This window comes from Ruegeria sp. ANG-S4, from assembly GCF_000814005.1.
Lineage (GTDB): Bacteria > Pseudomonadota > Alphaproteobacteria > Rhodobacterales > Rhodobacteraceae > Ruegeria.
Genome location: NZ_JWLK01000010.1, coordinates 49,033 through 71,919 on the forward strand (window position 1 = coordinate 49,033; position 22,887 = coordinate 71,919).

The window sequence follows — 22,887 nt, forward strand, 5'->3', positions numbered from 1 at the left end:
GACCTGACATGACACGGACTGCCTACACAGATTGCCTGAAACCCGTTCTGCTGTTCGCGCTGATCACCTTGGCCGCGATTCTGCGTGCGCTGCCGGCCCCGGCGGCGGGGACCGAAACCCTGACCGTGGCAGGCGGCTGTTTCTGGTGCGTTGAGTCCGACTTTGAATCCGTTCCCGGCGTGATTGGTGCCGTGTCTGGCTATACAGGCGGCAAGACGGCCAACCCCACCTATGATCAAGTCACCAAAGGTGGAACAGGGCATTACGAAGCGGTTCAAATCACTTTTGACCCTGCCAAAGTCTCGCGAGAAACCCTTTTGGATATGTTCTTTCGATCTGTTGATCCAACCGACGCCGGGGGCCAGTTCTGTGATCGTGGCGACAGCTACAGAACCGCGATATTCGTCTCTGATGCAGGCGAAAAATCCCTCGCTGAAACTGCCAAGGCCAACGCGCAAGCGGCGTTGGGCCAGACCGTTGTAACGCCAATCCTACCTGCAGGCACCTTCTACCTGGCCGAAGCGTATCATCAGGACTATTACAAGGGCGACAAGCTCGTTCTGACCCGTTTCGGGCCCAAGCGTCAGAAAAGCGCTTACAAAGCCTACCGAAAAGCCTGTGGTCGCGATGCCCGCGTCAAGCAGCTGTGGGGTGGGGATGCACCGTTTGCCGGGTCCTAATCGAAACGGGCTTCGTGCACTTCTTTCAGATCGGGAATGACATCTGCCGTTCCGTGCCGCGTGACCATCAAGGCCGCGGCACGCATCGCTTGCAAGATGGCCTGCGCCATGGGCATTCCGCGATCCATCCCGGCCAGAACATACCCCGTGAAGGTGTCGCCTGCACCGGTCGTATCCACAGGCTCAACCTGAAAAGCCGCAAAATCGGCCGGATCCCGACCTCGCTGGAAGTAGCGCGCGCCTTTCGCGCCCAGCGTCACGATCACATGCTCAACCGGCAGGTCTGACGGCGCGAGACCCGTTGCGCTTTGCAACTGCTCGGCCTCAATCTCATTCAGGATCAGAAAATCCAGATAGGGCAAAACCGCCGTGACCGACTCGGCCTGAAAGGGCGCGGCGGCATAGCAAACGGTCAGTCCCAGCTCTCGACCCAGCTGCGCCGCATGGGTTTGGCCGTTTGTTTCGTTCTGCATCACCAACAAATCACCGGCCGCAGCCGAGGATAGCGCCTGCCCCAGTTGGTCTTCGGAAATGGCGTGATTTGCGCCCTGAAACAGAATGATGTTGTTTTCGCCGTCAGCATCCACTGCGATAATCGCGTGCCCTGTGGGTACGTCCGCATCGGTGATATGGCGGGTGTCCACGCCGTATTCGGTCAATCTGTCCCGCGCCCAGCCCCCGTCTGGCCCGACCGCGCCAATATGTGACACGCGCGCACCGGCCCTTGCGGATGCGACCGACATGTTTGCACCTTTGCCGCCCAGAAACTGATGCAGCCCGCGGGCAGCCAGTGTTTCCCCCGGCCCCGGAAGATGCGGCAGGTCATAGACCATATCCGCGTTGATCGAGCCCAGATTCCAGATTGTCATGGCGTATCCGAAATATCGCAAGAGGCCAGAATGGCCATGTTCAGAATGTCATTTGCCGTCGAAACGGTGGAACAGATCTGTATCGGTTTATCGACGCCCGACAGGATCGGCCCGATCACGGTGGCACCGCCCATTTCCTGCATCAACTTGGTCGAGATTGATGCCGAGTGCCGCGCCGGGACGATCAGGATATTGGCGGGGCCTGTCAGACGTTGAAACGGATAGCTGGCCTGCTGATCGATGTTCAGGGCGACGTCGACCGTCATTTCACCCTCGTATTCAAAGTCCACGCCCCGCTGATCCAGAACCGCCGGAGCGCGGTGCATCTTTTCGGCCCGCTCTGACACCGGATAGCCAAAGGTCGAAAAACTGACGAACGCAACCCGTGGCTCAAGCCCCATGTGCCGGGCCACAGCCGCCGAACGTTCCGCGATATTGGCCAGATCGTTCTCATCGGGCCATTCATGCACCAGCGTATCGCCGATCAGAACAATTCGGCCCTTGTGCAGCAATGCCGTCACGCCCGCAGCACCATGGGCCGCGTCGGCATCAAACACATGGTTGATCCGGTCGAGGACATGCGCAGACTTGCGGGTGGCACCTGTGACCAGGCCATCCCCATGCCCATGCGCCAACATCAGGGACGAAAAGACATGCCGGTCGCGGGCGGCCAGACGGAACACGTCTTTACTGTCGAAACCCTTTCTTTGCAGCCGCTTATAAAGGAAGTCCGTATAGGTATCGAGGTGCGTTGTATTGGCCGCGTTCACCACTTCGAGTTCTCGCACGGCATCGCCCAGCCCGGCCTCTTCAAGTTTTTGTTTGACATCGTCGGGACGGCCAACAACCAGTGCCTTGCCGAACCCCGAGCGTTGGTACATCACCGCAGCGCGCAACACGCGCGGGTCATCGCCTTCGGCAAAGATCATCCGGCTTTGTGCTGCCCGTGCCCGTGCGTTCAGGCCACGCAGAATGCTTGCGGTCGGGTCCATGCGCGATTTCAGGCTCAGCTCATAGGCATCCATGTCGATGATGGGCCGCCGCGCCGCGCCAGTGTCCATCCCGGCCTTGGCAACGGCAGGTGGAATCCGGTGGATCAAACGCGGATCGAACGGGGTCGGGATGATGTAGTCGCGCCCGAAGGTCAGCGACTTTCCATACGCCATTGCAACCTCATCCGGCACATCCTCTCGCGCCAAACGGGCCAGCGCATGGGCGCAGGCAATCTTCATCTCGTCATTGATGGCCCGAGCGTGAATGTCCAAAGCGCCCCTGAAAAGGTAGGGAAAACCCAGCACGTTGTTGACCTGATTGGGATAATCGCTGCGACCCGTGGCAACGATGGCATCAACACGCACTTCGTGCGCCTCTTCCGGGGTGATCTCAGGATCGGGATTCGCCATCGCGAAGATCACCGGATTGTCGGCCATGCTGGCGACCATATCCTGCGTCACTGCACCCTTGACTGAAACGCCGAGGAACACGTCCGCGCCCTTCATCGCCTCCTCCAGCGTACGCAGCTTAGTCGTGATTGCATGCGCCGATTTCCACTGGTTCATCCCTTCGGTGCGGCCTTGGTAAATCACGCCCTTGGTGTCACAGACGATGCAGTTCTCGTGCTTCGCACCCATGGATTTCAGTAATTCGATGCAGGCAATCCCGGCGGCACCCGCGCCGTTCAGAACGATCTTCACATCCTCGATTTTCTTGCCCGAGATATGCAGCGCATTGATCAGTCCCGCCGCACAGATCACGGCCGTGCCGTGCTGGTCGTCGTGGAAGACCGGGATATCCATCTCTTCCTTCAGGCGCTGTTCGATGATGAAACACTCAGGCGCCTTGATGTCCTCAAGGTTGATGCCGCCAAAGGTCGGCCCCATCAGCCGCACCGCCCGGCAGAATTCGTCCGGGTCCTCGGTGTCGAGTTCAATATCGATCGAGTTCACATCGGCAAACCGTTTGAACAGGACCGATTTCCCCTCCATCACCGGTTTTGAGCCCAGCGCGCCCAGATTGCCCAGCCCCAGAACCGCCGTCCCGTTTGAGATGACAGCCACCAGATTACCCTTGTTGGTGTAGTCATAGGCGGTCTCGGGCGTTTCGGCGATGGCCTCACAAGGAACAGCGACACCCGGGCTGTAGGCCAGTGACAGATCGCGCTGCGTCGTCATGGGAACGGTGGCCTGCACCTCCCACTTGCCGGGGGTGGGGTCCAGGTGAAAGGCCAGCGCCTCTTCCTTCGTGATCTTTGTTTTGGGCATCTTTTCAGGTCGTTTCCATGACTTCGGGGCCTTCGCGTCATAGCGCAGGCGGGCGCACGTCTCAACGACAATACGTTTTCGCCTTTCACCGCGCGGGCCGGGTTTGTAAGGTCGCGCCCGGAATACGCCGGAAAGGGGCCGCTTTTGTCCACAGTCACGCCGATGATGGCGCAATATCTCGAGATCAAAGAAGCCCACCCGGACGCTTTGCTGTTCTATCGCATGGGCGACTTTTACGAGATGTTTTTCGAGGACGCCGTGAACGCGGCTGAGGCGCTGGATATCGCCCTGACAAAACGCGGCAAGCATAATGGCAGCGACATTCCAATGTGTGGCGTTCCGGTTCATTCCGCCGAGGGCTATCTTCTGACGCTGATCCGCAAGGGTTTTCGCGTTGCCGTCTGCGAACAGATGGAAAGCCCGGCTGAGGCGAAGAAAAGAGGCTCTAAATCGGTGGTAAAGCGCGATGTCGTGCGTCTGGTGACGCCGGGCACGCTGACCGAAGACGCGCTTCTAGAGGCACGTCGCCACAACTTTCTGGCGGCCTATTCCGAGGTTCGGGATGAGGCCTCACTGGCTTGGGCCGATATCTCAACCGGGGCGTTTCACGTGATGCCCCTAACCTCTGTGCGGCTGAGCCCTGAACTCGCCCGACTGGCCCCGTCCGAACTGATTATCGCCGACGGCATGCAGGAAGGGCTCAACGAACAAGCGCGTGATCTGGGTATCTCGTTGACCCCAATCGGGCGGGCCAGTTTCGATAGCACAGCAGCCGAAAAACGTATCTGCGCGTTGTTTCACGTGGGCGCGCTGGATGCGTTCGGAAGTTTCGGGCGTGCCGAGGTTTCGGCGATGGGCGCACTGATCGACTATCTTGAGATCACACAAAAGGGAAAACTGCCGCTTCTGCAAACGCCCCTGAAGGAATCCGAGGACCGCGTGGTTCAAATCGACGCCGCCACGCGCCGCAATCTGGAATTGACCCGGTCCCTGTCCGGTGGGCGTGCCGGGTCGCTTTTGTCCGTTGTCGACCGCACTGTAACCCCCGGTGGCGCGCGATTGCTGGAACAACGCCTGTCCAGTCCCTCGCGCAATCTGGATGTGATCCACGCCCGGCTGGATGCGGTCAGTTTTGTCATTGAAGACAGCCTCGTCGCCTCAGACCTGCGTGAAGCGTTGCGCAAGACGCCCGATCTGGACCGGGCCTTATCGCGTCTGTCGCTGGATCGTGGCGGGCCCCGCGATCTGGCCGCGATCCGCAACGGATTGGCACAAGCCTCTGCTATCAATGCAATATGCGATACTCGCGACGTTCCGACCTTGCTGGCAACCGCCTTGCAAAACCTTGTCGGCTTCGACGACCTGCTGAACCTGCTGGACGACGCCCTTGTGGCCGAACCACCCCTGTTGGCCCGCGACGGTGGATTCATCGCGCCCGGCTTTGACCCGGAACTCGACGAGGCCCGCACCCTGCGCGACGAAGGCCGCTCGGTCATCGCCGGGTTTCAGCAGAAATACGCGGAACATACCGGCATCGCGTCGCTGAAAATCAAACACAACAACGTGCTGGGCTATTTTATCGAAACCACGGCCACCCATGCCGAGAAGATGCTGAACCCGCCCTTCAATGAAACCTATATCCACCGCCAGACCACCGCCAATCAGGTGCGGTTCACAACGGTCGAACTCTCCGAGATCGAAACCCGCATCCTGAATGCCGGAAATCTCGCACTTGAGATTGAAAAGCGGCTCTATCAAAGGCTTTCTGACCAAATTCTGGCACTGGCGGCACGCCTGAACCAGGCCGCGCGCGGGCTTGCCGAACTGGACCTGACAACCGCTCTGGCTGATCTTGCGCGGGGCGAAAACTGGTGCCGCCCGCAGGTCGATAGCTCACGGGCCTTCAACGTGCAGGCAGGTCGCCATCCGGTGGTTGAGCACGCGCTTCGCCAGCAGAGCGGCGATACCTTTGTCGCGAATGATTGTGATCTGAGTGCGGAGGACGGCGCCGCCATCTGGCTGCTGACCGGCCCCAATATGGCCGGTAAGTCAACCTTCCTGCGCCAAAACGCCCTGATTGCGCTACTCGCTCAAATGGGCAGCTACGTTCCCGCGGAACAGGCGCATATCGGCATCGTCAGCCAATTGTTCAGCCGAGTCGGCGCGTCGGATGATCTGGCCCGAGGCCGCTCGACCTTCATGGTCGAAATGGTCGAAACCGCTGCGATCCTGAACCAGGCTGATGACCGCGCCTTGGTGATTTTGGATGAAATCGGACGCGGTACAGCCACCTATGATGGTCTTTCGATCGCCTGGGCCACGCTCGAACATCTTCACGCCTCCAACCAAAGCCGCGCATTGTTCGCGACCCATTACCACGAATTGACCGCGCTTGCCGGAAAGCTGGACGGTGTGGACAATGCAACGGTTGCCGTCAAGGAATGGGAAGGAGAGGTGATCTTCCTACACGAAGTACATAAGGGCGCAGCTGACCGGTCCTACGGCGTCCAGGTCGCGCAACTGGCGGGACTTCCACAATCTGTTGTAGAACGCGCCCGTGTTGTTCTGGACCAGCTTGAAAAAACGGAGCGCGAAGGCGGCAAACAAAAGGCTCTGGTCGATGACCTGCCCCTGTTTTCAGTCGTGCCACCAGCGCCACCACCCACACCCCGAGCGTCCCCAGTCACCGATATACTGGATGAAATCCTTCCAGACGAACTCAGCCCGCGCGAGGCGCTCGACCTGATCTACAAACTGAAAGAGGCGGCCAAATCCTGACCGCCCCTTCATCTTTTTGAAAATACTCTCGCCGAAGGCTTGGCTTCTTCGAAGCCAATCAGCTCGCCGGCGTTGAAGACACGCCAACCTGCGCCGGACGCAGCAGACGGTCATGCAACATGAAACCTTCGGCAGAAACCTGAATGATATCCCCTGCGCGGGTTCCGGGCACAGGTGCTTCAAACATCGCTTCATGCACATTCGGGTCGAACCGGTCGCCCACTTCGGGCGTAATCACCTCGATACCATGTTTCTGGAACACGTCCTTCAACGCCCGCATGGTCAGCTCAACACCTTCAATCAGGCCAGCCGCCACTTCTTTCTGCTCATCCGTCGCAGCCTCAAGCGCGCGTTTCATGTTGTCATAAACCGGCAGCATGTCACGGGCCAGTTTCGACCCACCATACTGTTCTGCATCCCGACGCGCCTTGTCGCCACGCTTACGGGCGTTCTCCGCATCGGCCAACGCGCGCATGAATTTATCTCTGTAATCATCCCGCTCGGCACGCAGTTGGTCGATCTCCAATGCCTCATCGGTGATTTCGGCAATTTCCTCGGCCAGCTCTTCCGCTTCGGCGGACATGATATCGTCCAGAAAATCTTCGTTCTTGGGCTCTGCCATCTTTTACCCTCTAGCTCCGGTCGGAAATCAACTTGCCGACCAGTTGCGCCGTATAATCCACGATCGGCACGATTCGCCCGTAATTCAGACGTGTGGGCCCAATGACCCCAACCGCACCGATTATCTTTCGATCAGCGTTCATATAAGGAGACACCACCAAAGAGGAACCCGAAAGTGAGAAAAGTTTGTTCTCAGAGCCGATAAAAATGCGCACACCCTCGCCTTCTTCAGCCAATTCCAGAAAATCCGCGATGTCCCGCTTGCGTTCCAGATCGTCAAACAGTGTCCGGATTCGGTCCAACTCCTCAGCCTGACCCGGTTCGTTCAAGAGATTCGCCCGCCCACGCACGATCAAACGCGCCGAGTCGGACCCGTCGCCATCCCAGGCGGCAATCCCACTATCCACCATCTCACGGGCCAGAACGTTGATCTCTTGTTTGCGCGCGTCAATCTGAGACAGCATCTGGCGGCGCACTTCGCCCAAAGTGCGCCCCTCGATCAAGGAGTTCAGAAAATTCGCGGCTTCGCGCATCGAACTGGGCGTTTGTCCGGGCGGCGGAGCAAACAGGCGGTTTTCGACATGCCCATCCGAGAAGACCAGCACCACCAAGGCACGGTCATGCCCCAAAGAAACAAACTCGATATGCTTGATCTCGGCCTCGTGTTTGGGCGTCAGTACTAGCGATGCGCCCTGCGTCACGTTTGACAAGGCAGAGCCAACACGATCCAGCATACCGCTGACATCCCCTGCGTTAGAGCCTAATGTCTCGTCCAGTTTTTGGCGATCATCGGCGCCCAGATCGCCGACCTCCAGCAACCCGTCGACGAACATGCGCAGCCCCTGCTGCGTGGGAATCCGCCCGGCGCTGACATGCGGGCTGTCCAGCAAGCCCAGAAACTCAAGATCCTGCATAACGTTCCGCACGGTCGCGGCGCTGACTTTCTCCGACAGGGTGCGGGTCAGGGTGCGGCTGCCGACGGGCTCGCCGCTGTCAAGATAACTCTCGACGATCAGCCGGAACACTTCGCGTGACCGGTCATTCATCTCGTCCAGAATTTTGCTTGCTTCGCTCATCCGCGGTCCCCTGCTGGCTCGTCATTAAATAGCAGGTGTCTGAAAGGTCAATCGGGGTTGCATCGTAACGCTGCGGGGCGTTATCCCCAACCCAGCAAACAAAGGAATTCTCATGCGACCCTCAGGACGTGATCTAAACGAAATGCGCGCCGTTTCCATCGAGACCGGCTTTACCAAACATGCGGAAGGGTCCTGCCTGATCAAGATGGGCGACACGCATGTTCTGTGCACGGCAACGATCGAGGATCGCGTGCCACCGTTCATCAAGGGCTCGGGTCTGGGCTGGGTCACCGCCGAATACGGAATGCTGCCCCGCGCAACCAACACGCGGATGCGCCGCGAGGCTGCCAGCGGAAAACAAGGCGGGCGTACGGTGGAAATCCAACGCCTGATTGGCCGTGCCCTGCGGGCTGGTGTCGACCGCGTCGCGTTGGGCGAACGTCAGATCACCGTCGACTGTGACGTCATCCAAGCCGATGGCGGAACCCGCTGCGCCTCGATCACCGGCGGCTGGGTCGCACTGCGCCTTGCAGTGAACAAGTTGATGAAGACCGGCGATGTGATCTCGGACCCTTTGGTAGACCCTGTTGCAGCGGTTTCTTGCGGAATTTACGCGGGTCAGCCGGTGCTGGACCTCGACTATCCAGAAGACAGCGAAGCGGGCGTCGATGGTAACTTCATCATGACTGGGTCCGGCAAGCTGATCGAAGTGCAGATGAGCGCTGAGGGCTCCGTTTTCAGCCGTGCGCAAATGGATCAGCTGGTGGATCTGGCGGAGAAAGGCGTGGCTGAGCTGGCCGCTGCCCAAAAGGCCGCCACCGCATGACCCGAAAGTTCGACGGCGACAGGCTGTTGGTCGCGACGCATAACAAAGGCAAGCTCGAGGAGGTCGCGCATCTGCTTGAACCCTTTGGCGTGACCGTCGTGAGTGCGGGTGAGATGAACCTGCCCGAACCGGAAGAGACCGAGGACACATTTGTTGGAAACGCCCGGATCAAAGCCCACGCCGCGGCCAAAGCAACCGGCCTGCCCGCCTTGTCGGACGATTCCGGAATCACCATCGACGCGCTGGACGGCGCACCCGGCGTTTACACCGCGGACTGGGCTGAAACCGAAAACGGGCGCGACTTTCTGATGGCAATGACGCGCGCGCATGACGCGCTTGAGGCCAAGGGCGCTGCGCATCCGCGCACCGCGCAATTCCGCTGCACCTTGGTTTTGGCCTGGCCCGACGGGCATGACGAAGTTTTCGAAGGCGTCGCACCCGGTCATCTGGTTTGGCCCATCCGGGGCAAGGACGGCTTTGGCTATGACCCGATGTTTGTTCCGGAAGGCCATGACATTACCTATGCGGAAATGGATCGCTGGGAAAAAAACAAGATCAGCCATCGCGGACGCGCGGTGGAGATGTTTGTGAAAGGCTGCTTTGGCGGATGATTGGCGCAACGGGGGCTTTGGCCTGTATGTGCACTGGCCTTTTTGCGAGGCCAAGTGCCCATATTGTGACTTCAATAGCCATGTCTCAAGAAATATTTATCAAAAACAATGGCTTGAGTGTTATCTGAGCGAACTGAAGCGCTCTGCTGCCGAGACACCGGATCGCGTCCTTAACACGATTTTCTTTGGCGGTGGTACTCCATCGCTGATGAATCCCGACACCGTCGCGGCGGTTATTGATGAAGCCCGCGCCCTCTGGCGGCCGGCCAACAATATGGAAATCACGTTGGAGGCCAATCCAGGCTCGGTCGAAGCGGGTCGGTTCGCGGCTTACCGGGATGCCGGGGTGAATCGGATCTCGATGGGTGTGCAGGCCTTGAACGACGAAGATTTGCGCCGTCTGGGCCGCATACATACCGTGGCTGAGGCCCGCACAGCGTTTGATATTGCCCGGGCCTGTTTCGATCGCGTCAGTTTTGATCTGATCTATGCGCGTCAGCACCAGACTCTGGCCGCTTGGCAATCCGAATTGTCCGAAGCATTGTCCATGGCCGTCGACCACCTGTCTTTGTACCAATTGACCATCGAGGACGGCACAGCCTTTGGCGATCGGTACGCAGTTGGCAAGCTGCGCGGTTTGCCCGAGGATGACAGTGCCGCCGATATGTATCTGGCCACTCAAGAGATTTGCGAGGCGCACGGATTGCCCGCGTATGAAATCTCGAACCACGCACGGCCCGGTGCCGAGTCTCAGCACAACCTGATCTATTGGCGTTATGGTGATTACGTCGGGATTGGCCCCGGCGCACACGGGCGCATCACCCGAAATGGCCAGAAATTCGCAACCGAAACGCATCTTGCCCCGCAGCGCTGGTTGAACGCTGCTTTGAACGGAAATGGGGAAAAGTCACTGGCGCCGTTAACGCAGGAAGAGCAAGGGAGCGAATACCTTATGATGGGGATGCGCATCCTTGAAGGTCTAGATATAGATCGGTATGCCGCTTTGTCCGGTCGAACCCTGCGCAAAGAGGTCATTGATCATCTGACCGATATCGACATGGTTCGGGTCATTGGCACCAGATTGGTTGCCACGAAAAACGGGCGTGCTGTCCTGAACGCCGTGGTTCGAGAGTTGTTGGAGTAACCGATGCAATATCTCTGGGCCGGCTTGGGTTTGATCTGCGTGGCGCTGGCCGTTGTCGGTATTGTCTTGCCGCTTGTTCCGACGGTTCCTTTTCTGTTGTTGGCCGCCTTTTTCTTCGCAAGATCATCCTCGCGATTGCACACTTGGCTGATCACGCACCGCACCTTTGGCCCAATGATTTTGGATTGGCAAAGGTCCGGCGCAATTCGGCCTGCCGCCAAAAAAGCAGCGACAGTTTCCGTTGCTGCGGTGTTTGGGTTGTCTTTGATCCTTGGCGCACCCTCACATATCCTGATTATTCAGGCAGTCGTGTTGAGTTGCGTTTTGGTCTTTATCTGGACTCGCCCTAACGGCTGAGCTTGGCGCAGAGATCGTCGAGCTGATCAAGGTTTTCATACGAAAGAACAACCTGCCCCGTTTCGCCGCCGGGTTTGTGGTTGATTGAAACCTTCATCGCCAGAATTGCAGACAGGTCTTTTTCCAGCGCACGTGTGTCAGCATCCTTGCCAGCATTCAGGTTTCTGGACTTCGGTGCCGGTTTGTCATCAGCTTGCTGGTTCTGCTTTTTCACCAGCGCCTCGGTCGCGCGGACAGATAGCCCATCCCGAACCACAAGCTTGGCCAGATCTGATGGTCTTTCGGCTGTAATGAGCGCGCGCGCGTGGCCTGCCGATAATTTCCCTTCAATAACAAGAGCTTGAACATCCATTGGAAGGGACAAAAGACGCATCAAGTTTGCAATGTGACTGCGGCTTTTGCCCAAAGCTTCTGAAAGTTTTTCCTGCGTATGGCCGAATTTGTCCATCAACTGCTTGTAACCTGCGGCCTCCTCCACGGCATTCAGGTCCGCGCGCTGGATATTTTCAATGATCGCGATCTCAAGGACTTCGGTGTCATCAAAATCTCGCACTATGACAGGGATATCATGCAACTGCGCCATCTGCGCCGCGCGCCAGCGGCGTTCGCCAGCGACGATTTCATAATCTCCGCCTGAGATACCGCGCACGATCAAAGGTTGGATAATTCCCTTTTCCTTAACCGAAGCTGCCAACTCGTCCAGTTTATCCTGGGCAAACGTTCTGCGCGGTTGGTTCGGGTTGGCACGCAGCTTTTCGATCGGAACTTTCATGTCAGGGCGGCGCGGTTCAGACGTTATGCGGCCCTCGCCTTCCGTCGTCACGTCCGCCATCAACGCGGACAGTCCCCGACCCAACCCTCGGGATTTGCTTTTTTTGACGCTCATGGTTGCCCTCCTGACGGCCGCTTAGGCGGCTACTTTATTCTTATGTATGACTTCCCGGGCCAAATGCCGGTACGCCATCGCCCCCAAAGACCCCGAGTCATACTGCAAAACCGGAAGTGCATATGAAGGCGCTTCGCTGACCCGGACATTTCTGGGTATCTTGGTTTTAAATACCATCTCTCCCAGATTGTCACGCGCATCCTTTTCGACCTGCCGGGACAAGTTGTTGCGGTTGTCATACATCGTCAACACAACACCTTCGATTCTCAGGTCTGGATTCGCGGTCTGCCGAACCTCCCGAATGGTCAACATAAGCTGCGACAGTCCTTCAAGCGCGAAGAACTCACTCTGCAATGGAACCAAGACAGAATGTGCCGCGACCATTGCATTGACCGTCAGAAGATTCAGCGATGGTGGGCAATCGATCAGGATGTAATCCAGATCAAATGCATCGACTGACGTCTGCCTTAACGCATCATGCAATAGATAACTGCGCTTTTCATTCGAGATGAGTTCTATGTCGGCCGAGCTGAGATCTACCGTTGCAGGGACGACCAGAAGATTCTCGATTTCCGACTCCTGAATCACGGCCTCAAGCGGCGCATCATCCAGCAACAGATCATAGGTTGTCCAATCCCGGTCTTCGACGCCAAGCCCGGTGGATGCGTTCCCCTGTGGGTCCAGATCCACAACAAGAACCTTGCATCCGGCCTCAGCCAACCCCGCAGCCAAGTTTATCGCCGTTGTGGTTTTCCCAACCCCGCCTTTTTGATTGGCCACCGCAATAATCCTGGGTCCGGCAGGACGAGACAGATCAACCACGGGTGACTCCTTTGACCATGAGGATAACGGCTTTGGGCTCCGTTAAACTTGTAATCGGGTCGGCCTGAAATTTCCATTCTTGACGGGCTTCAGAAACCTCTTTTTTCCAGTTTTCACCTTTCGGCAACAACGCAATCCCGGATTTGTTTAAATGCTTGTCGCAAAAAGAAATTAGCGTTCTTAGGTCAGCCAAGGCCCGCGCCGAAACAACATCCGCGTTCAGGGCATCCAAGGTTTCGATCCTTTTGGATAACACTCTGCAGTTTGCTTTGGTTTCCCGAACCACCGTTCTCAGAAACGCGGATTTCCTTTGGTCGCTTTCAACCAATGTAAATCTTGTTTCCGGGGAGTCTTCGATCGCCATGATCGCGCAAACCATGCCAGGGAAACCGCCTCCGCTGCCAAGATCGACCCAGTGATCCGCAGATGGTGCGCATCGAAAAACCTGCGCCGAGTCGAGAACATGGCGAGTCCAGATTTCATCCAGACTGTTTCGGGAAACAAGGTTAATTCTTGGATTCCAACGCTGTACCAAGTCGACATATTTGGAAAGCCTTTGAAGTGTTTCACGTGAAACATTCAGATCTGACAGCGCGCGGCAATCGTCCGGCGTCATACCTTGCGTACTTTCTGGGAGCGCCTGAGCTTGGCAAGGACCAGAGACAATGCCGCTGGTGTAACGCCCTCGACTCGACTGGCTTGCGCGATGTTTTCCGGTTGGGCCTTCGACAGTTTCTGCTTCATTTCATTTGAAAGGCCGTCCAAGGCGAAATAATCGAAGTCTCGCGGTATTACGTGGGATTCGTCCCGCTTCATGGCTTCGACGTCTTTTCTTTGTCGATCAATGTAGTTCGCGTAAAGCGCATCACGCTCAATCTGCCGACGCGTTTCCGGATCAGTATTTTCCAGCCCATCATAGAGCGGGACAAGGTCTTCAAAGTTAACATCTGGGAATGCCAGGATGTTCATGCCATTCCGACGGTTCCCATCCTGGTTGATGTTGATCCCAACCTGGCGGATTTCTTTTGGCGTAAAGTCCTTGTCAGATAAAAGCGACTTTGCCACTTCCAACTTTTCAATCTTCGCCTGAAAAACCTCATGTCTTTTGGCGCCGACGCATCCGAGATCGAGGCCGATTGGCGTAAGCCGCTGATCTGCATTGTCGGCCCGCAACGACAGGCGAAATTCGGCGCGGGATGTGAACATGCGGTAGGGCTCTGCCACGCCGCGCGTCGTCAAATCGTCAATCATTACGCCTATATAGCTGTCGGAACGGGTGAAGTAGTGTGGCTCACGGTCTTGCGTCTTCAAGGCCGCATTCAAACCTGCGACCAGCCCTTGGGCCGCGGCCTCTTCGTAACCAGTTGTTCCGTTGATTTGACCTGCGAGGTACAGCCCGGGCACACCCCGAAGCGCCAGTGTCGCTGACAGAGCACGGGGATCAACATAGTCGTATTCAATCGCATAGCCCGGCTGCAAAATCTCTGCGTGCTCCAACCCAGAAATGGACCGGACATAGTCCCATTGGACGTCTTCCGGCAGTGAGGTTGAAATTCCATTTGGATAAACCGTGTGGTCGTCAACACCCTCGGGCTCCAGAAAGATCTGGTGGGACTCTTTGTCCGCAAATCTGACAATCTTGTCTTCGATCGATGGGCAATACCTTGGGCCGATGCCATCGATGTGGCCGCCATACATGGCTGATCTGGAAAGGTTTTTTTCGATTATTTCGTGTGTCTTGGTATTCGTATGGGTGATTCCACACGCGATCTGAGGCGCAATCGTTCCACTGGACAGAAAAGAAAACAGTGTGGGTTCTGCGTCCCCATCTTGCCTTTCGAGGATATCCCAATTGATGGACCGCCCATCCAGACGTGGCGGCGTGCCGGTTTTCAATCTGGCCATCGGTAGATTGAAACCATCCAATCGTTCGGCCAGCTTGACCGATGGTCGGTCACCCATTCTCCCGCCGGGTCGCGACACATCTCCGATGTGAATAACCCCGCGCAGGAATGTTCCAGAGGTCAGGATGACTGTTTCGGACGGCACTTCGGATCCGCCCGCAAGCGATACCCCTGCTACGCGCTTTCCATCCATTAGAAAGTCTACAACTTCACCTTCAATGACGGACAGGTTCGGCTGATTTCGAACTTCTATCAGCATTGCCGCGCGGTAAAGTGCGCGGTCCGCTTGCGCCCTTGGCCCCTGAACGGCCGGGCCCTTGCGCCGATTGAGCAGGCGAAACTGAATTCCCGCCTTATCCGCAACGCGCCCCATGACGCCGTCCATGGCGTCGATTTCGCGCACGAGATGGCCTTTTCCCAAACCTCCGATGGCCGGGTTGCAGGACATCACGCCGATGTCGCGTTCTGACAACGTGACCAATGCGGTGTTTACACCCATCCGGGCTGCGGCATGCGCAGCCTCGACACCGGCATGGCCTGCACCTATCACAAGGACATCAAACCTTGAATGTTTCACGTGAAACACTCCCTACTTTCCCAAACAGAAGCTGGAGAATATTTCATCCAGCAGTGTTTCGACATCTATCCGCCCAACCAGAGATTCAAGGGCGCGAATGGCCGTGCGCAACTCCTCTGCCGCGATATCATACATATCCGGCCCCGATTCCAGAATGTTTTCGGCGGCGGTCAAAGCATCAATTGCATTCAACATCGCAACGCGATGGCGTTCCCGGGTGGCTATACCGTGACTTGCTGCTCTGTCGTTTAGAGTATTTGAGATACTGTCGATCAGTTGATCCACACCCTGCCCGGTTTTTCCGGATATGCCCTCACCTGTGTCTCTCAGGTCAGCTTTTGGCAGGACGTGAATGTCCCCATCCGCAAAACCCACGCCGAGCTCCGCCGGTGAATCTGAGAGAAAGACACGTAGGTCTGCATTCTCGGCGCGTTTACGGGCCAGTTCGATCCCAAGATTTTCAACGTGGTCTTCGGTATCCCGCAAACCAGCCGTATCCAGCAGTGTCACCGGTAAGCCTGACAAGTCCATGCGCACTTCGATTATATCACGTGTCGTGCCGGCGTATTCCGAGGTAATTGCAGCTTCCCGACCTGCTAACATATTCAAAAGAGTGGACTTTCCGGCGTTTGGAAGGCCAATAATCGCCACTTCAAACCCCGATCGTATACGCTCGGCAATCCGAACACCGCCCGCCTCTTTTTTTAGGTCGGCCAGGACGCGGGACATCAAGGACTTCACTTCTGGTGTGACGTCGGTTGGAACTTCTTCATCGGCAAAGTCAATTACGGCCTCCAGCAGTGCCGCAGCCCGTATCAGATCGCGGCGCCATTTTTCGACCAGTGAACCAAGTGCCCCTGTTAGGATAATCTGAGCCTGCTTGCGCTGCGCTTCCGTTTCCGCATCGATCAGATCGGCAAGACCTTCAACCTGGGTCAAATCCATCTGGCCGTTTTCCAGCGCGCGCCGGGTGAATTCGCCCGGTTCAGCCAGGCGCAATCCGTCCATATCTGACAGACATCTCATGACGGCATCAATGGATGCCGTACTGCCGTGAATCTGCAGCTCGGCAACATCCTCACCGGTGAAACTGGCTGGTCCTGTGAAGGTCAGAACCACCGCGTCATCCAGCGGTTCGCCCCCGCCGTCGCGCAATTCGCACAGCCTCATTCCCCGCGCTGGCAAAGCCCGTCCAGACAGCTTGGATGCGGCCGACAGTGCCAGCGGACCAGACAACCGTATGACCGCAACACCGGCTTTGCCTTGAGCGCTGGCCAAGGCGAATATCGTATCCATTCGGCGGCCTCGCGTCAGTTAAGACCAGGGTTAGGTATTCATCGAGTCGAAGAATTCCGAGTTCGTTTTGGTCTGCTTCAACTTGGACAAAAGGAACTCGATCGCGTCAGTCGTTCCCATCGGGTTGAGGATGCGGCGCAGAACATAGGTTTTCGCCAGATCGCCCTTATCCACCAGCAGGTCCTCTTTCCGGGTTCCGGACTTGAGAATATCGATCGCCGGATAAACACGCTTGTCCGCGATCTTCCGATCCAGAACAATCTCCGAGTTGCCCGTGCCCTTGAATTCTTCGAAGATCACTTCGTCCATCCGGCTGCCCGTATCGATCAGGGCCGTCGCGATGATGGTCAGCGAGCCGCCTTCCTCGATATTCCGTGCAGCGCCAAAGAACCGCTTGGGTCGTTGCAAAGCATTTGCATCGACACCACCGGTCAGAACTTTACCCGAAGATGGCACCACGGTGTTAAACGCCCTACCAAGTCTAGTGATCGAGTCTAGAAGAATAACAACATCTCGTTTGTGCTCGACCAGACGCTTGGCTTTTTCGATCACCATTTCCGACACGGCCACGTGGCGCGTTGCCGGTTCGTCGAAGGTCGAGGACACAACCTCACCCTTCACCGAGCGCTGCATGTCGGTCACCTCTTCCGGGCGTTCGTCGATCAGCAGGACGATCAGATAACACTCCGGGTGGTTCTGTTCGATCGAATGCGCAATGTTCTGTAGGATCACGGTTTTACCGGTCCGCGGCGGTGCGACGATCAGCGAACGCTGGCCTTTACCAATCGGAGCGACCAGATCGATTACACGAGCCGACTTGTCCTTGATCGTCGGGTCTTCGATCTCCATTTTCAGGCGCTCATCCGGGTACAGCGGCGTGAGGTTGTCGAACAGGATCTTGTGCTTGGCCTTTTCAGGATCTTCGAAGTTGATCTTGGTGACCTTGGTCAGGGCAAAATAACGTTCGTTATCGTCTGGTGCCTTGATCTCACCTTCGACCGTGTCGCCAGTGCGCAGCGAATGCTGGCGGATCATGTCAGGCGAAACATAAATGTCATCGGGACCCGGCAGATAGTTCGCCTCGGGCGAGCGCAGGAAGCCGAAGCCGTCTTGCAGGACCTCAAGCACACCATCACCACCAACGGTCCAACCCTCATCCGCGCGTTCGCGCAGAATCTGGAACATCATCTCGCCCTTGCGCATGGTCGAGGCGTTTTCGATCTCCAGCTCTTCGGCCATCGCCAGAAGGTCTTTGGGGCTTTTGGCCTTGAGGTCGGCCAGATTCAGGGATTCAGTGGACATGATGATACGAACCTTGGCCGCTAGGACACGGCACAGTCTGGAATTTCAAATCGGAAGATACGTCACCCGGACGGGCGTGTTGACCCCTACATAAGCGTCCGTGCGAACGGAGTCAAACAGGCCGTCAGAACTTCAGAACGACCGACAGGACGATGATAACCATCAAAACGGTCGGAACCTCGTTCATCAACCGATACTGCCGCCCAGTCAGCTTATTTTGCCCGTTCAGAAAGTCCTTGCGTCGCGCCATCAGCCAATGGTGAAACCACGTCATGGCAATCACCGCTGCCCCCTTGACCCAGGGCCAGCTCCAGTCCCACCCGACAATGCCCGGTGTGAATACCATGATCAAACCGCAGACCCATGCGACAATTATCGCGGGCCGCATGATCACGCGGAGCAGCTTTTCCTCCATTTCAAAGAAAATTCGCTCCGCACCCTCAACAGCTTGCGCTTTTTCAACGTGGTAAACGAACAAACGAGGTAAGTAGAACAGACCAGCCATCCATGAAATGACAGCCATGATATGCAGCGACTTCACCCAAGGATAAATTGTGTACAGAAGGTCTGCCATTGCTTCCCCGCGTTTCGGTCATGTCATCCCTAATAAAAAATAATAGAAAGAAAAAGGATGATGGTTTTGTAGGGGGCACAAATTCCGTGGATTACTTTTTTACCCTCGACTTTTCCCCACGAGGATAAGTCCATGGCATTGAAGGCGGTCCTTGTTTGTTACTTAAATTTTTAATTTAAAACAATGGTTTAAAGAAAATCCGAGCCAACAGAACTGGGGATAACTTGCTGAATAGATGGGGACAGGAAGGATATTCATGCCATGCAAGTTATCCTTGTCCCGTTTGGATCAGATCGGGACGACTCGCAGATGTTTTTTCCGAATTCCCCGGGCTTGCGTGTCAACAGGAAAGCCATACAAACCATCCTTGATCACTTAACGATTTGCTCAGGGGTTTTTCCACATGTCTGTCCCCATCATCCTCGCCTCGAGCTCGAACATTCGGGCGCAAATTCTGCGGAATGCGGGTGTTGCGTTCACGGTGCAAACCGCCCGAGTGGATGAAGAGGCCGCTAAACGCGCTTTGCTGGCCGAAAGTGCCCCGCCGCGCGATATTGCGGACACACTGGCCGAGATGAAGGCCCGCAAGGTCAGCGACAAAAACCCTGAGGCGATGGTGATTGGTTGCGACCAGGTTCTGGACTTTGAAGGCCAACTTCTTTCCAAACCGGAAACCCCGGATGAGGCAATCGCGCAACTGAAAATGATGCGGGGCAAACGTCATGTGTTGCTCTCCGCCGCGGTTATCTATCAGGACAGCGAACCCCTTTGGCGGCATGTGGGTCAGGTTCGGCTTCGGATGCGGGCGAGTTCGGATGCATATCTGCGCGCCTATGTCGCGCGAAACTGGGACAGCATTCGCCACGCCGTAGGAGCCTATAAACTGGAAGAAGAAGGCGTACGCCTTTTTGCCACAATTGATGGCGACTATTTCAACGTACTGGGTATGCCATTATTGGAACTTCTGAATTTCTTGGCTGTGAAAGGTGTAATCGACCAATGACGGATCACCGTATTCCGCTGGCCGGTGTCCTCGGGCATCCGATTGCGCACTCCCGCTCTCCCAAATTACACGGTCACTGGCTGAAAACCTATGGTTTGCCAGGTCATTACATTCCGATGGACGTTGCACCGGCTGACCTTGAGACCGTTCTGCGAACGCTGCCGAAGGCAGGTTTCGTAGGTGCGAACGTCACCGTGCCGCATAAAGAGGCCGCTTTGCGACTGGCGGACCACGTCTCAGACCGGGCCTCGGTCATCGGGGCCGCCAATACTCTTGTTTTTCGCAATGACGGTTCAATCCATGCTGACAACACAGACGGGTACGGGTTCATCGAAAACCTTCGCGCTGGGGCGCCGGACTGGGTCCCGCAGGATGGGCCTGCGGTTGTATTTGGGGCTGGCGGTGCCGCACGCGCAATCCTATGGGCCTTGGCTGACGCCGGAGTTCCGGAAATTTTGCTGACCAACCGCACACGAACCCGCGCCGACCACCTGAAGGAAGAGTTTGGTCAGCGTATTACGGTCGTCGATTGGGTGCAGGCCGGCAATGTTATCGAAACCGCTGAACTGGTCGTCAACACCACGTCGCTTGGTATGCAGGGTCAACCGGAATTGCGCGTCCCCTTGGACGGATTGCAGCCGGGCGCTGTAGTTACCGATCTTGTCTACACACCTCTTCGAACCCGTTTGTTGCAACAGGCTGAAGATGCCGGCTGTACCACGGTCGATGGCCTGGGTATGTTGCTGCATCAGGCCGTTCCTGGATTTGAGCGTTGGTTTGGAGTACGGCCCCAAGTGGACGCGGAAACCCGCGCGGCAGCTTTGGCATGAGCTTCGCGCTGGGCCTGACCGGTTCTATTGGCATGGGCAAAAGTACAACGGCGCGAATGTTTGTGGACGAGGGTTGTGCCCTGTGGGACGCAGATGCCGCCGTTCACCGGCTGTACGCCGTTGGAGGTGAGGCCGTAGCACCAATTCAAGCAGCCTTTCCCGACGCAATTTCAAATGGCGCGGTCAGCCGTGAGGATCTGAAGCGGATAATCTCGGCCGATCCCTCCGCGCTGAAGACGATTGAGTTCATTGTCCATCCTCTTGTCGCGAAGGATCGCGCCGCCTTTCGGGACAATGCGTTGGCGGATATTTTGGTCTTTGATATCCCTTTGCTGTTCGAAACCGGCGGCGACGCTGCAATGGATGCCGTTGCTTGTGTTTCCGTGTCTGCGCAGGAACAGTTGCGCCGGGTCATGGCGCGCGGAACCATGACAGAGGCGCAGTTCCAACAAATTCGGTCAAAACAGATGCCCAACGACGAAAAATGTGCGCGGTCCGATTTCGTAATTGTCACAGACACGCTGGACCACGCCCGCGCGCAGGTGCAGGATGTCGTCAGGCAGATCAGGGCGGGGCTGGCAGATGCGTGAAATCGTGCTCGATACAGAGACAACGGGATTTGATCCGGAAAGCGGCGATCGGATTGTCGAGATCGGTGCGGTTGAGTTGTGGAATCATGTGGCAACCGGGGAAACCTATCACGTCTACATCAACCCCGAACGCTCGATGCCAGAAGAGGCGTTCGGCGTCCACGGCATTGGTCCGGACCTGCTGGAAAGCCCGCGCCCGCCGGAAAAAGGTGAGGTTACGCTGAAAGACAAACCCAAGTTTGCCAAAGTTGGTCAGGGTTTTCGGGATTTCGTCGGCGACGCAAAGCTGGTGATTCACAACGCCTCATTCGACATGAAGTTTCTCAATGCCGAGTTGGGCTGGATGGGGATTGCGCCTATCCCGATGGACCAGGCGATTGATACGCTGGCCATCGCGCGCAAACGCTTCCCTGGATCGCCAGCTTCGTTGGATGCGCTTTGTCGCAGATTCAACATCGACAACTCGAACCGCGTGTTACACGGCGCGTTGCTCGACTCTGAAATTCTGGCCGAGGTATATCTGGAACTGATCGGTGGACGGCAGCCCGATTTCGGTCTGTCTACCTCGGCGTCAAGTGCCGGGGGTGGCAGCGAAGATTGGCGACCGACCCCACGCGCCACCGCGTTACCCGCAAGAATTACCGAGGACGAGCGCGCAGCGCATGAGGCTTTTGTCGAGAAACTGGGCGAAAAAGCCCTGTGGACCCGCGCCTGATCACTGACAGCCGCGGGTCAATTGATCAGGCTTCAGTTTTCTGTGCCTGCGCGGCCTTGCGGCGCGCCAACTCGTTCCGATACAGCGCAACAAAGTCGATATTGTCCAGGTTGACCGGCGGATAACCACCGTCGCGGGTTATGTCACTGACGACACGACGCAGGAACGGGAACAGCATGCGCGGGCATTCGATCAACAGGAATGGGTGCATCTGATCTTCCGGCACACCTTCCACGTGGAACAGGCCGCAATAGTCGATCTCGCACAAGAACAGGATGTCATCCATACCCTTGGCTTTGGACTTCAGGTTCAGCTTGATCGACACCTCAAACTGGTGTTCGACCGAACGTTTCTTGGCGTCCAGATTGACCTGGACCGAGATTTCGGGCTGCACTTCGCCCGAAACGCCCTTTTGCGCCATAACGTTCTCAAAAGACAAATCGCGAATGAATTGCCCCAGAACGCGCATCTGGACCTGCGGGGCGGCCTGTGCCGCGGTGTTTTCTTTGGCGTCTTCTTCGGCCATGGAACTACTCCAAAAATGAATTTCGCCACTGCTTAGCAAGTTGGGCGTGGCACCTCAATGCTGGTGCGGACCTTCCACCCATTTTGAGGGCTTTGAAGGATCCTTTCGGGGCTTCACTTCCGAAAACTCTCCGTCGATTATGTCGCCCTGATCAAAAGGTGCGGGGCCGCCGCGAAAATGCGTACCCCCATGTCCCATCTGGAATTGTGTCACTGTTACTTTGGACTTCAGATAGCGAAACACGGCAACACGTACCCCGGGTATCAACAAAGCAAAGCCAACGGCGTCTGTGAAAAATCCGGGCGTCAGCAACAATGCGCCCGAGAGCAGGATCATCGCCCCATGGGCCAAGGGTTCGGTCGGGTCGTCCAACTCGGCGAATGATCGCTGAAGATTTGCAAGCGCCATGCGACCTTGTGTCCGCACCAAAACCGTACCCAGAACCGCCGTCAGAACGACGATGGCAAGGGTTGGCCACAGCCCGATCAGACCGCCGACTTGTATGAAAAGGGCGATCTCGATGATGGGTACCAACAAAAATGCCAAGAACAGATACATTTGCGCTATCCTATACCATATCCCGAACTGTGGACTTGCCACCCGGTGTCACCTACATAAGTGCAAGAGGCCGGGTATACA

23 protein-coding genes are annotated in these 22,887 nt (G+C 56.8%); 10 read left to right on the forward strand and 13 right to left on the reverse strand.

All coding sequences use genetic code 11. The features are described 5' to 3' along the window. The first annotated feature begins 8 nt into the window (after positions 1-8). Complete coding sequence (gene msrA / locus RA28_RS21250; protein WP_039533167.1) at positions 9-680, forward strand: peptide-methionine (S)-S-oxide reductase MsrA; 672 nt, start codon at positions 9-11, stop codon at positions 678-680. On the opposite strand, the gene RA28_RS21255 is transcribed toward msrA, so the two are convergent. Beyond that, positions 677-1,549 carry a ribokinase gene (locus RA28_RS21255; protein ID WP_039533169.1) on the reverse strand — a complete coding sequence of 291 codons (873 nt, stop codon included), beginning with the start codon at positions 1,547-1,549 and terminating at the stop codon, positions 677-679. The two genes, msrA and RA28_RS21255, sit on opposite strands and share 4 nt — an antisense overlap. Continuing rightward, on the reverse strand, positions 1,546-3,810 hold the full coding sequence (locus RA28_RS21260) for an NADP-dependent malic enzyme (protein WP_039533172.1): 2,265 nt from the start codon (positions 3,808-3,810) through the stop codon (positions 1,546-1,548). The genes RA28_RS21255 and RA28_RS21260 overlap by 4 nt, the downstream gene beginning before the upstream one ends. Positions 3,811-3,972: 162 nt before the next feature. Here RA28_RS21260 and mutS point away from each other — a divergent pair, with 162 nt between their 5' ends. Continuing rightward, positions 3,973-6,588: a DNA mismatch repair protein MutS gene (gene mutS / locus RA28_RS21265; RefSeq protein ID WP_052261555.1), complete on the forward strand. Its 2,616-nt coding sequence runs from the start codon at positions 3,973-3,975 to the stop codon at positions 6,586-6,588. 58 nt (positions 6,589-6,646) lie between these two features. Here the strand turns inward: mutS and RA28_RS21270 are convergent, their stop codons facing one another. Further along, on the reverse strand, positions 6,647-7,210 hold the full coding sequence (locus tag RA28_RS21270; RefSeq protein ID WP_039533176.1) for a nucleotide exchange factor GrpE: 564 nt from the start codon (positions 7,208-7,210) through the stop codon (positions 6,647-6,649). Between the two features lie 10 nt (positions 7,211-7,220). After that, positions 7,221-8,285 (reverse strand): heat-inducible transcriptional repressor HrcA, encoded by a 1,065-nt coding sequence (gene hrcA, locus RA28_RS21275; RefSeq protein WP_039533177.1) that lies wholly within the window; start codon positions 8,283-8,285, stop codon positions 7,221-7,223. 112 nt (positions 8,286-8,397) lie between these two features. On the opposite strand from hrcA, the gene rph reads away from it, so the two are divergent. The 4 genes from rph to RA28_RS21295 are packed head-to-tail and all read left to right on the forward strand — an operon-like array spanning position 8,398 to position 11,223. After that, complete coding sequence (gene rph / locus RA28_RS21280; protein WP_039533179.1) at positions 8,398-9,111, forward strand: ribonuclease PH; 714 nt, start codon at positions 8,398-8,400, stop codon at positions 9,109-9,111. After that, positions 9,108-9,722: an RdgB/HAM1 family non-canonical purine NTP pyrophosphatase gene (rdgB, locus tag RA28_RS21285; protein WP_039533182.1), complete on the forward strand. Its 615-nt coding sequence runs from the start codon at positions 9,108-9,110 to the stop codon at positions 9,720-9,722. Before rph ends, rdgB begins: the two co-directional genes overlap by 4 nt. After that, on the forward strand, positions 9,712-10,866 hold the full coding sequence (hemW, locus tag RA28_RS21290) for a radical SAM family heme chaperone HemW (RefSeq protein ID WP_039533183.1): 1,155 nt from the start codon (positions 9,712-9,714) through the stop codon (positions 10,864-10,866). The genes rdgB and hemW overlap by 11 nt, the downstream gene beginning before the upstream one ends. A gap of 3 nt (positions 10,867-10,869) precedes the next feature. Beyond that, entirely contained in the window at positions 10,870-11,223 is a 354-nt protein-coding gene (locus RA28_RS21295) for a YbaN family protein (protein ID WP_039533185.1), read from the forward strand. Here the strand turns inward: RA28_RS21295 and RA28_RS21300 are convergent. The 7 genes from RA28_RS21300 to RA28_RS21330 all read right to left on the reverse strand — a co-directional run bounded on the left by RA28_RS21300 (position 11,213) and on the right by RA28_RS21330 (position 18,584). Next, positions 11,213-12,109 carry a ParB/RepB/Spo0J family partition protein gene (locus tag RA28_RS21300; protein ID WP_039533188.1) on the reverse strand — a complete coding sequence of 299 codons (897 nt, stop codon included), beginning with the start codon at positions 12,107-12,109 and terminating at the stop codon, positions 11,213-11,215. The two genes, RA28_RS21295 and RA28_RS21300, sit on opposite strands and share 11 nt — an antisense overlap. A gap of 21 nt (positions 12,110-12,130) precedes the next feature. Further along, the gene (locus RA28_RS21305; RefSeq protein WP_039533190.1) at positions 12,131-12,931 is read right to left on the reverse strand and encodes a ParA family protein; all 801 of its coding nucleotides are present in this window, start codon (positions 12,929-12,931) and stop codon (positions 12,131-12,133) included. After that, positions 12,924-13,547, reverse strand: coding sequence for a 16S rRNA (guanine(527)-N(7))-methyltransferase RsmG (gene rsmG / locus RA28_RS21310; protein ID WP_039533192.1), 624 nt, complete (start codon positions 13,545-13,547; stop codon positions 12,924-12,926). The genes RA28_RS21305 and rsmG overlap by 8 nt, the downstream gene beginning before the upstream one ends. After that, positions 13,544-15,421, reverse strand: coding sequence for a tRNA uridine-5-carboxymethylaminomethyl(34) synthesis enzyme MnmG (mnmG, locus tag RA28_RS21315; protein ID WP_039533194.1), 1,878 nt, complete (start codon positions 15,419-15,421; stop codon positions 13,544-13,546). Before mnmG ends, rsmG begins: the two co-directional genes overlap by 4 nt. A gap of 3 nt (positions 15,422-15,424) precedes the next feature. Further along, entirely contained in the window at positions 15,425-16,708 is a 1,284-nt protein-coding gene (mnmE, locus tag RA28_RS21320; protein WP_039533196.1) for a tRNA uridine-5-carboxymethylaminomethyl(34) synthesis GTPase MnmE, read from the reverse strand. A gap of 30 nt (positions 16,709-16,738) precedes the next feature. After that, a complete protein-coding gene (gene rho, locus RA28_RS21325) occupies positions 16,739-18,010 on the reverse strand; it encodes a transcription termination factor Rho (RefSeq protein ID WP_039533198.1) in 1,272 nt (423 codons plus the stop codon). Between the two features lie 124 nt (positions 18,011-18,134). Continuing rightward, positions 18,135-18,584 (reverse strand): CopD family protein, encoded by a 450-nt coding sequence (locus tag RA28_RS21330; protein ID WP_039533199.1) that lies wholly within the window; start codon positions 18,582-18,584, stop codon positions 18,135-18,137. 403 nt (positions 18,585-18,987) lie between these two features. On the opposite strand from RA28_RS21330, the gene RA28_RS21335 reads away from it, so the two are divergent. From RA28_RS21335 to dnaQ, 4 genes are read left to right on the forward strand one after another with little or no spacing between them, the layout of a single operon-like run. Next, the gene (locus RA28_RS21335) at positions 18,988-19,587 is read left to right on the forward strand and encodes a Maf family protein (RefSeq protein ID WP_039533201.1); all 600 of its coding nucleotides are present in this window, start codon (positions 18,988-18,990) and stop codon (positions 19,585-19,587) included. Then, complete coding sequence (locus RA28_RS21340) at positions 19,584-20,417, forward strand: shikimate dehydrogenase (protein ID WP_039533203.1); 834 nt, start codon at positions 19,584-19,586, stop codon at positions 20,415-20,417. Before RA28_RS21335 ends, RA28_RS21340 begins: the two co-directional genes overlap by 4 nt. Further along, positions 20,414-21,007 (forward strand): dephospho-CoA kinase, encoded by a 594-nt coding sequence (gene coaE, locus RA28_RS21345; RefSeq protein WP_039533206.1) that lies wholly within the window; start codon positions 20,414-20,416, stop codon positions 21,005-21,007. Before RA28_RS21340 ends, coaE begins: the two co-directional genes overlap by 4 nt. Continuing rightward, the gene (gene dnaQ / locus RA28_RS21350; RefSeq protein WP_039533208.1) at positions 21,000-21,722 is read left to right on the forward strand and encodes a DNA polymerase III subunit epsilon; all 723 of its coding nucleotides are present in this window, start codon (positions 21,000-21,002) and stop codon (positions 21,720-21,722) included. The genes coaE and dnaQ overlap by 8 nt, the downstream gene beginning before the upstream one ends. 25 nt (positions 21,723-21,747) lie before the next feature. On the opposite strand, the gene secB is transcribed toward dnaQ, so the two are convergent. Then, complete coding sequence (secB, locus tag RA28_RS21355; protein ID WP_039533211.1) at positions 21,748-22,248, reverse strand: protein-export chaperone SecB; 501 nt, start codon at positions 22,246-22,248, stop codon at positions 21,748-21,750. A 54-nt stretch (positions 22,249-22,302) separates the two neighbouring features. Continuing rightward, positions 22,303-22,806 (reverse strand): FxsA family protein, encoded by a 504-nt coding sequence (locus RA28_RS21360; protein WP_039533213.1) that lies wholly within the window; start codon positions 22,804-22,806, stop codon positions 22,303-22,305. Positions 22,807-22,887 lie beyond the last annotated feature (81 nt).

Coding starts and splice junctions, on each gene's coding strand:
- msrA (WP_039533167.1), top strand. CDS start 9: ATGACACGGACTGCCTACACAGATTGCCTGAAACCCGTTCTGCTGTTC.
- RA28_RS21255 (WP_039533169.1), bottom strand. CDS start 1,549: ATGACAATCTGGAATCTGGGCTCGATCAACGCGGATATGGTCTATGAC.
- RA28_RS21260 (WP_039533172.1), bottom strand. CDS start 3,810: ATGCCCAAAACAAAGATCACGAAGGAAGAGGCGCTGGCCTTTCACCTG.
- mutS (WP_052261555.1), top strand. CDS start 3,973: ATGATGGCGCAATATCTCGAGATCAAAGAAGCCCACCCGGACGCTTTG.
- RA28_RS21270 (WP_039533176.1), bottom strand. CDS start 7,210: ATGGCAGAGCCCAAGAACGAAGATTTTCTGGACGATATCATGTCCGCC.
- hrcA (WP_039533177.1), bottom strand. CDS start 8,285: ATGAGCGAAGCAAGCAAAATTCTGGACGAGATGAATGACCGGTCACGC.
- rph (WP_039533179.1), top strand. CDS start 8,398: ATGCGACCCTCAGGACGTGATCTAAACGAAATGCGCGCCGTTTCCATC.
- rdgB (WP_039533182.1), top strand. CDS start 9,108: ATGACCCGAAAGTTCGACGGCGACAGGCTGTTGGTCGCGACGCATAAC.
- RA28_RS21295 (WP_039533185.1), top strand. CDS start 10,870: ATGCAATATCTCTGGGCCGGCTTGGGTTTGATCTGCGTGGCGCTGGCC.
- RA28_RS21300 (WP_039533188.1), bottom strand. CDS start 12,109: ATGAGCGTCAAAAAAAGCAAATCCCGAGGGTTGGGTCGGGGACTGTCC.
- rsmG (WP_039533192.1), bottom strand. CDS start 13,547: ATGACGCCGGACGATTGCCGCGCGCTGTCAGATCTGAATGTTTCACGT.
- mnmE (WP_039533196.1), bottom strand. CDS start 16,708: ATGGATACGATATTCGCCTTGGCCAGCGCTCAAGGCAAAGCCGGTGTT.
- rho (WP_039533198.1), bottom strand. CDS start 18,010: ATGTCCACTGAATCCCTGAATCTGGCCGACCTCAAGGCCAAAAGCCCC.
- RA28_RS21330 (WP_039533199.1), bottom strand. CDS start 18,584: ATGGCAGACCTTCTGTACACAATTTATCCTTGGGTGAAGTCGCTGCAT.
- RA28_RS21335 (WP_039533201.1), top strand. CDS start 18,988: ATGTCTGTCCCCATCATCCTCGCCTCGAGCTCGAACATTCGGGCGCAA.
- RA28_RS21340 (WP_039533203.1), top strand. CDS start 19,584: ATGACGGATCACCGTATTCCGCTGGCCGGTGTCCTCGGGCATCCGATT.
- coaE (WP_039533206.1), top strand. CDS start 20,414: ATGAGCTTCGCGCTGGGCCTGACCGGTTCTATTGGCATGGGCAAAAGT.
- dnaQ (WP_039533208.1), top strand. CDS start 21,000: ATGCGTGAAATCGTGCTCGATACAGAGACAACGGGATTTGATCCGGAA.
- secB (WP_039533211.1), bottom strand. CDS start 22,248: ATGGCCGAAGAAGACGCCAAAGAAAACACCGCGGCACAGGCCGCCCCG.
- RA28_RS21360 (WP_039533213.1), bottom strand. CDS start 22,806: ATGTATCTGTTCTTGGCATTTTTGTTGGTACCCATCATCGAGATCGCC.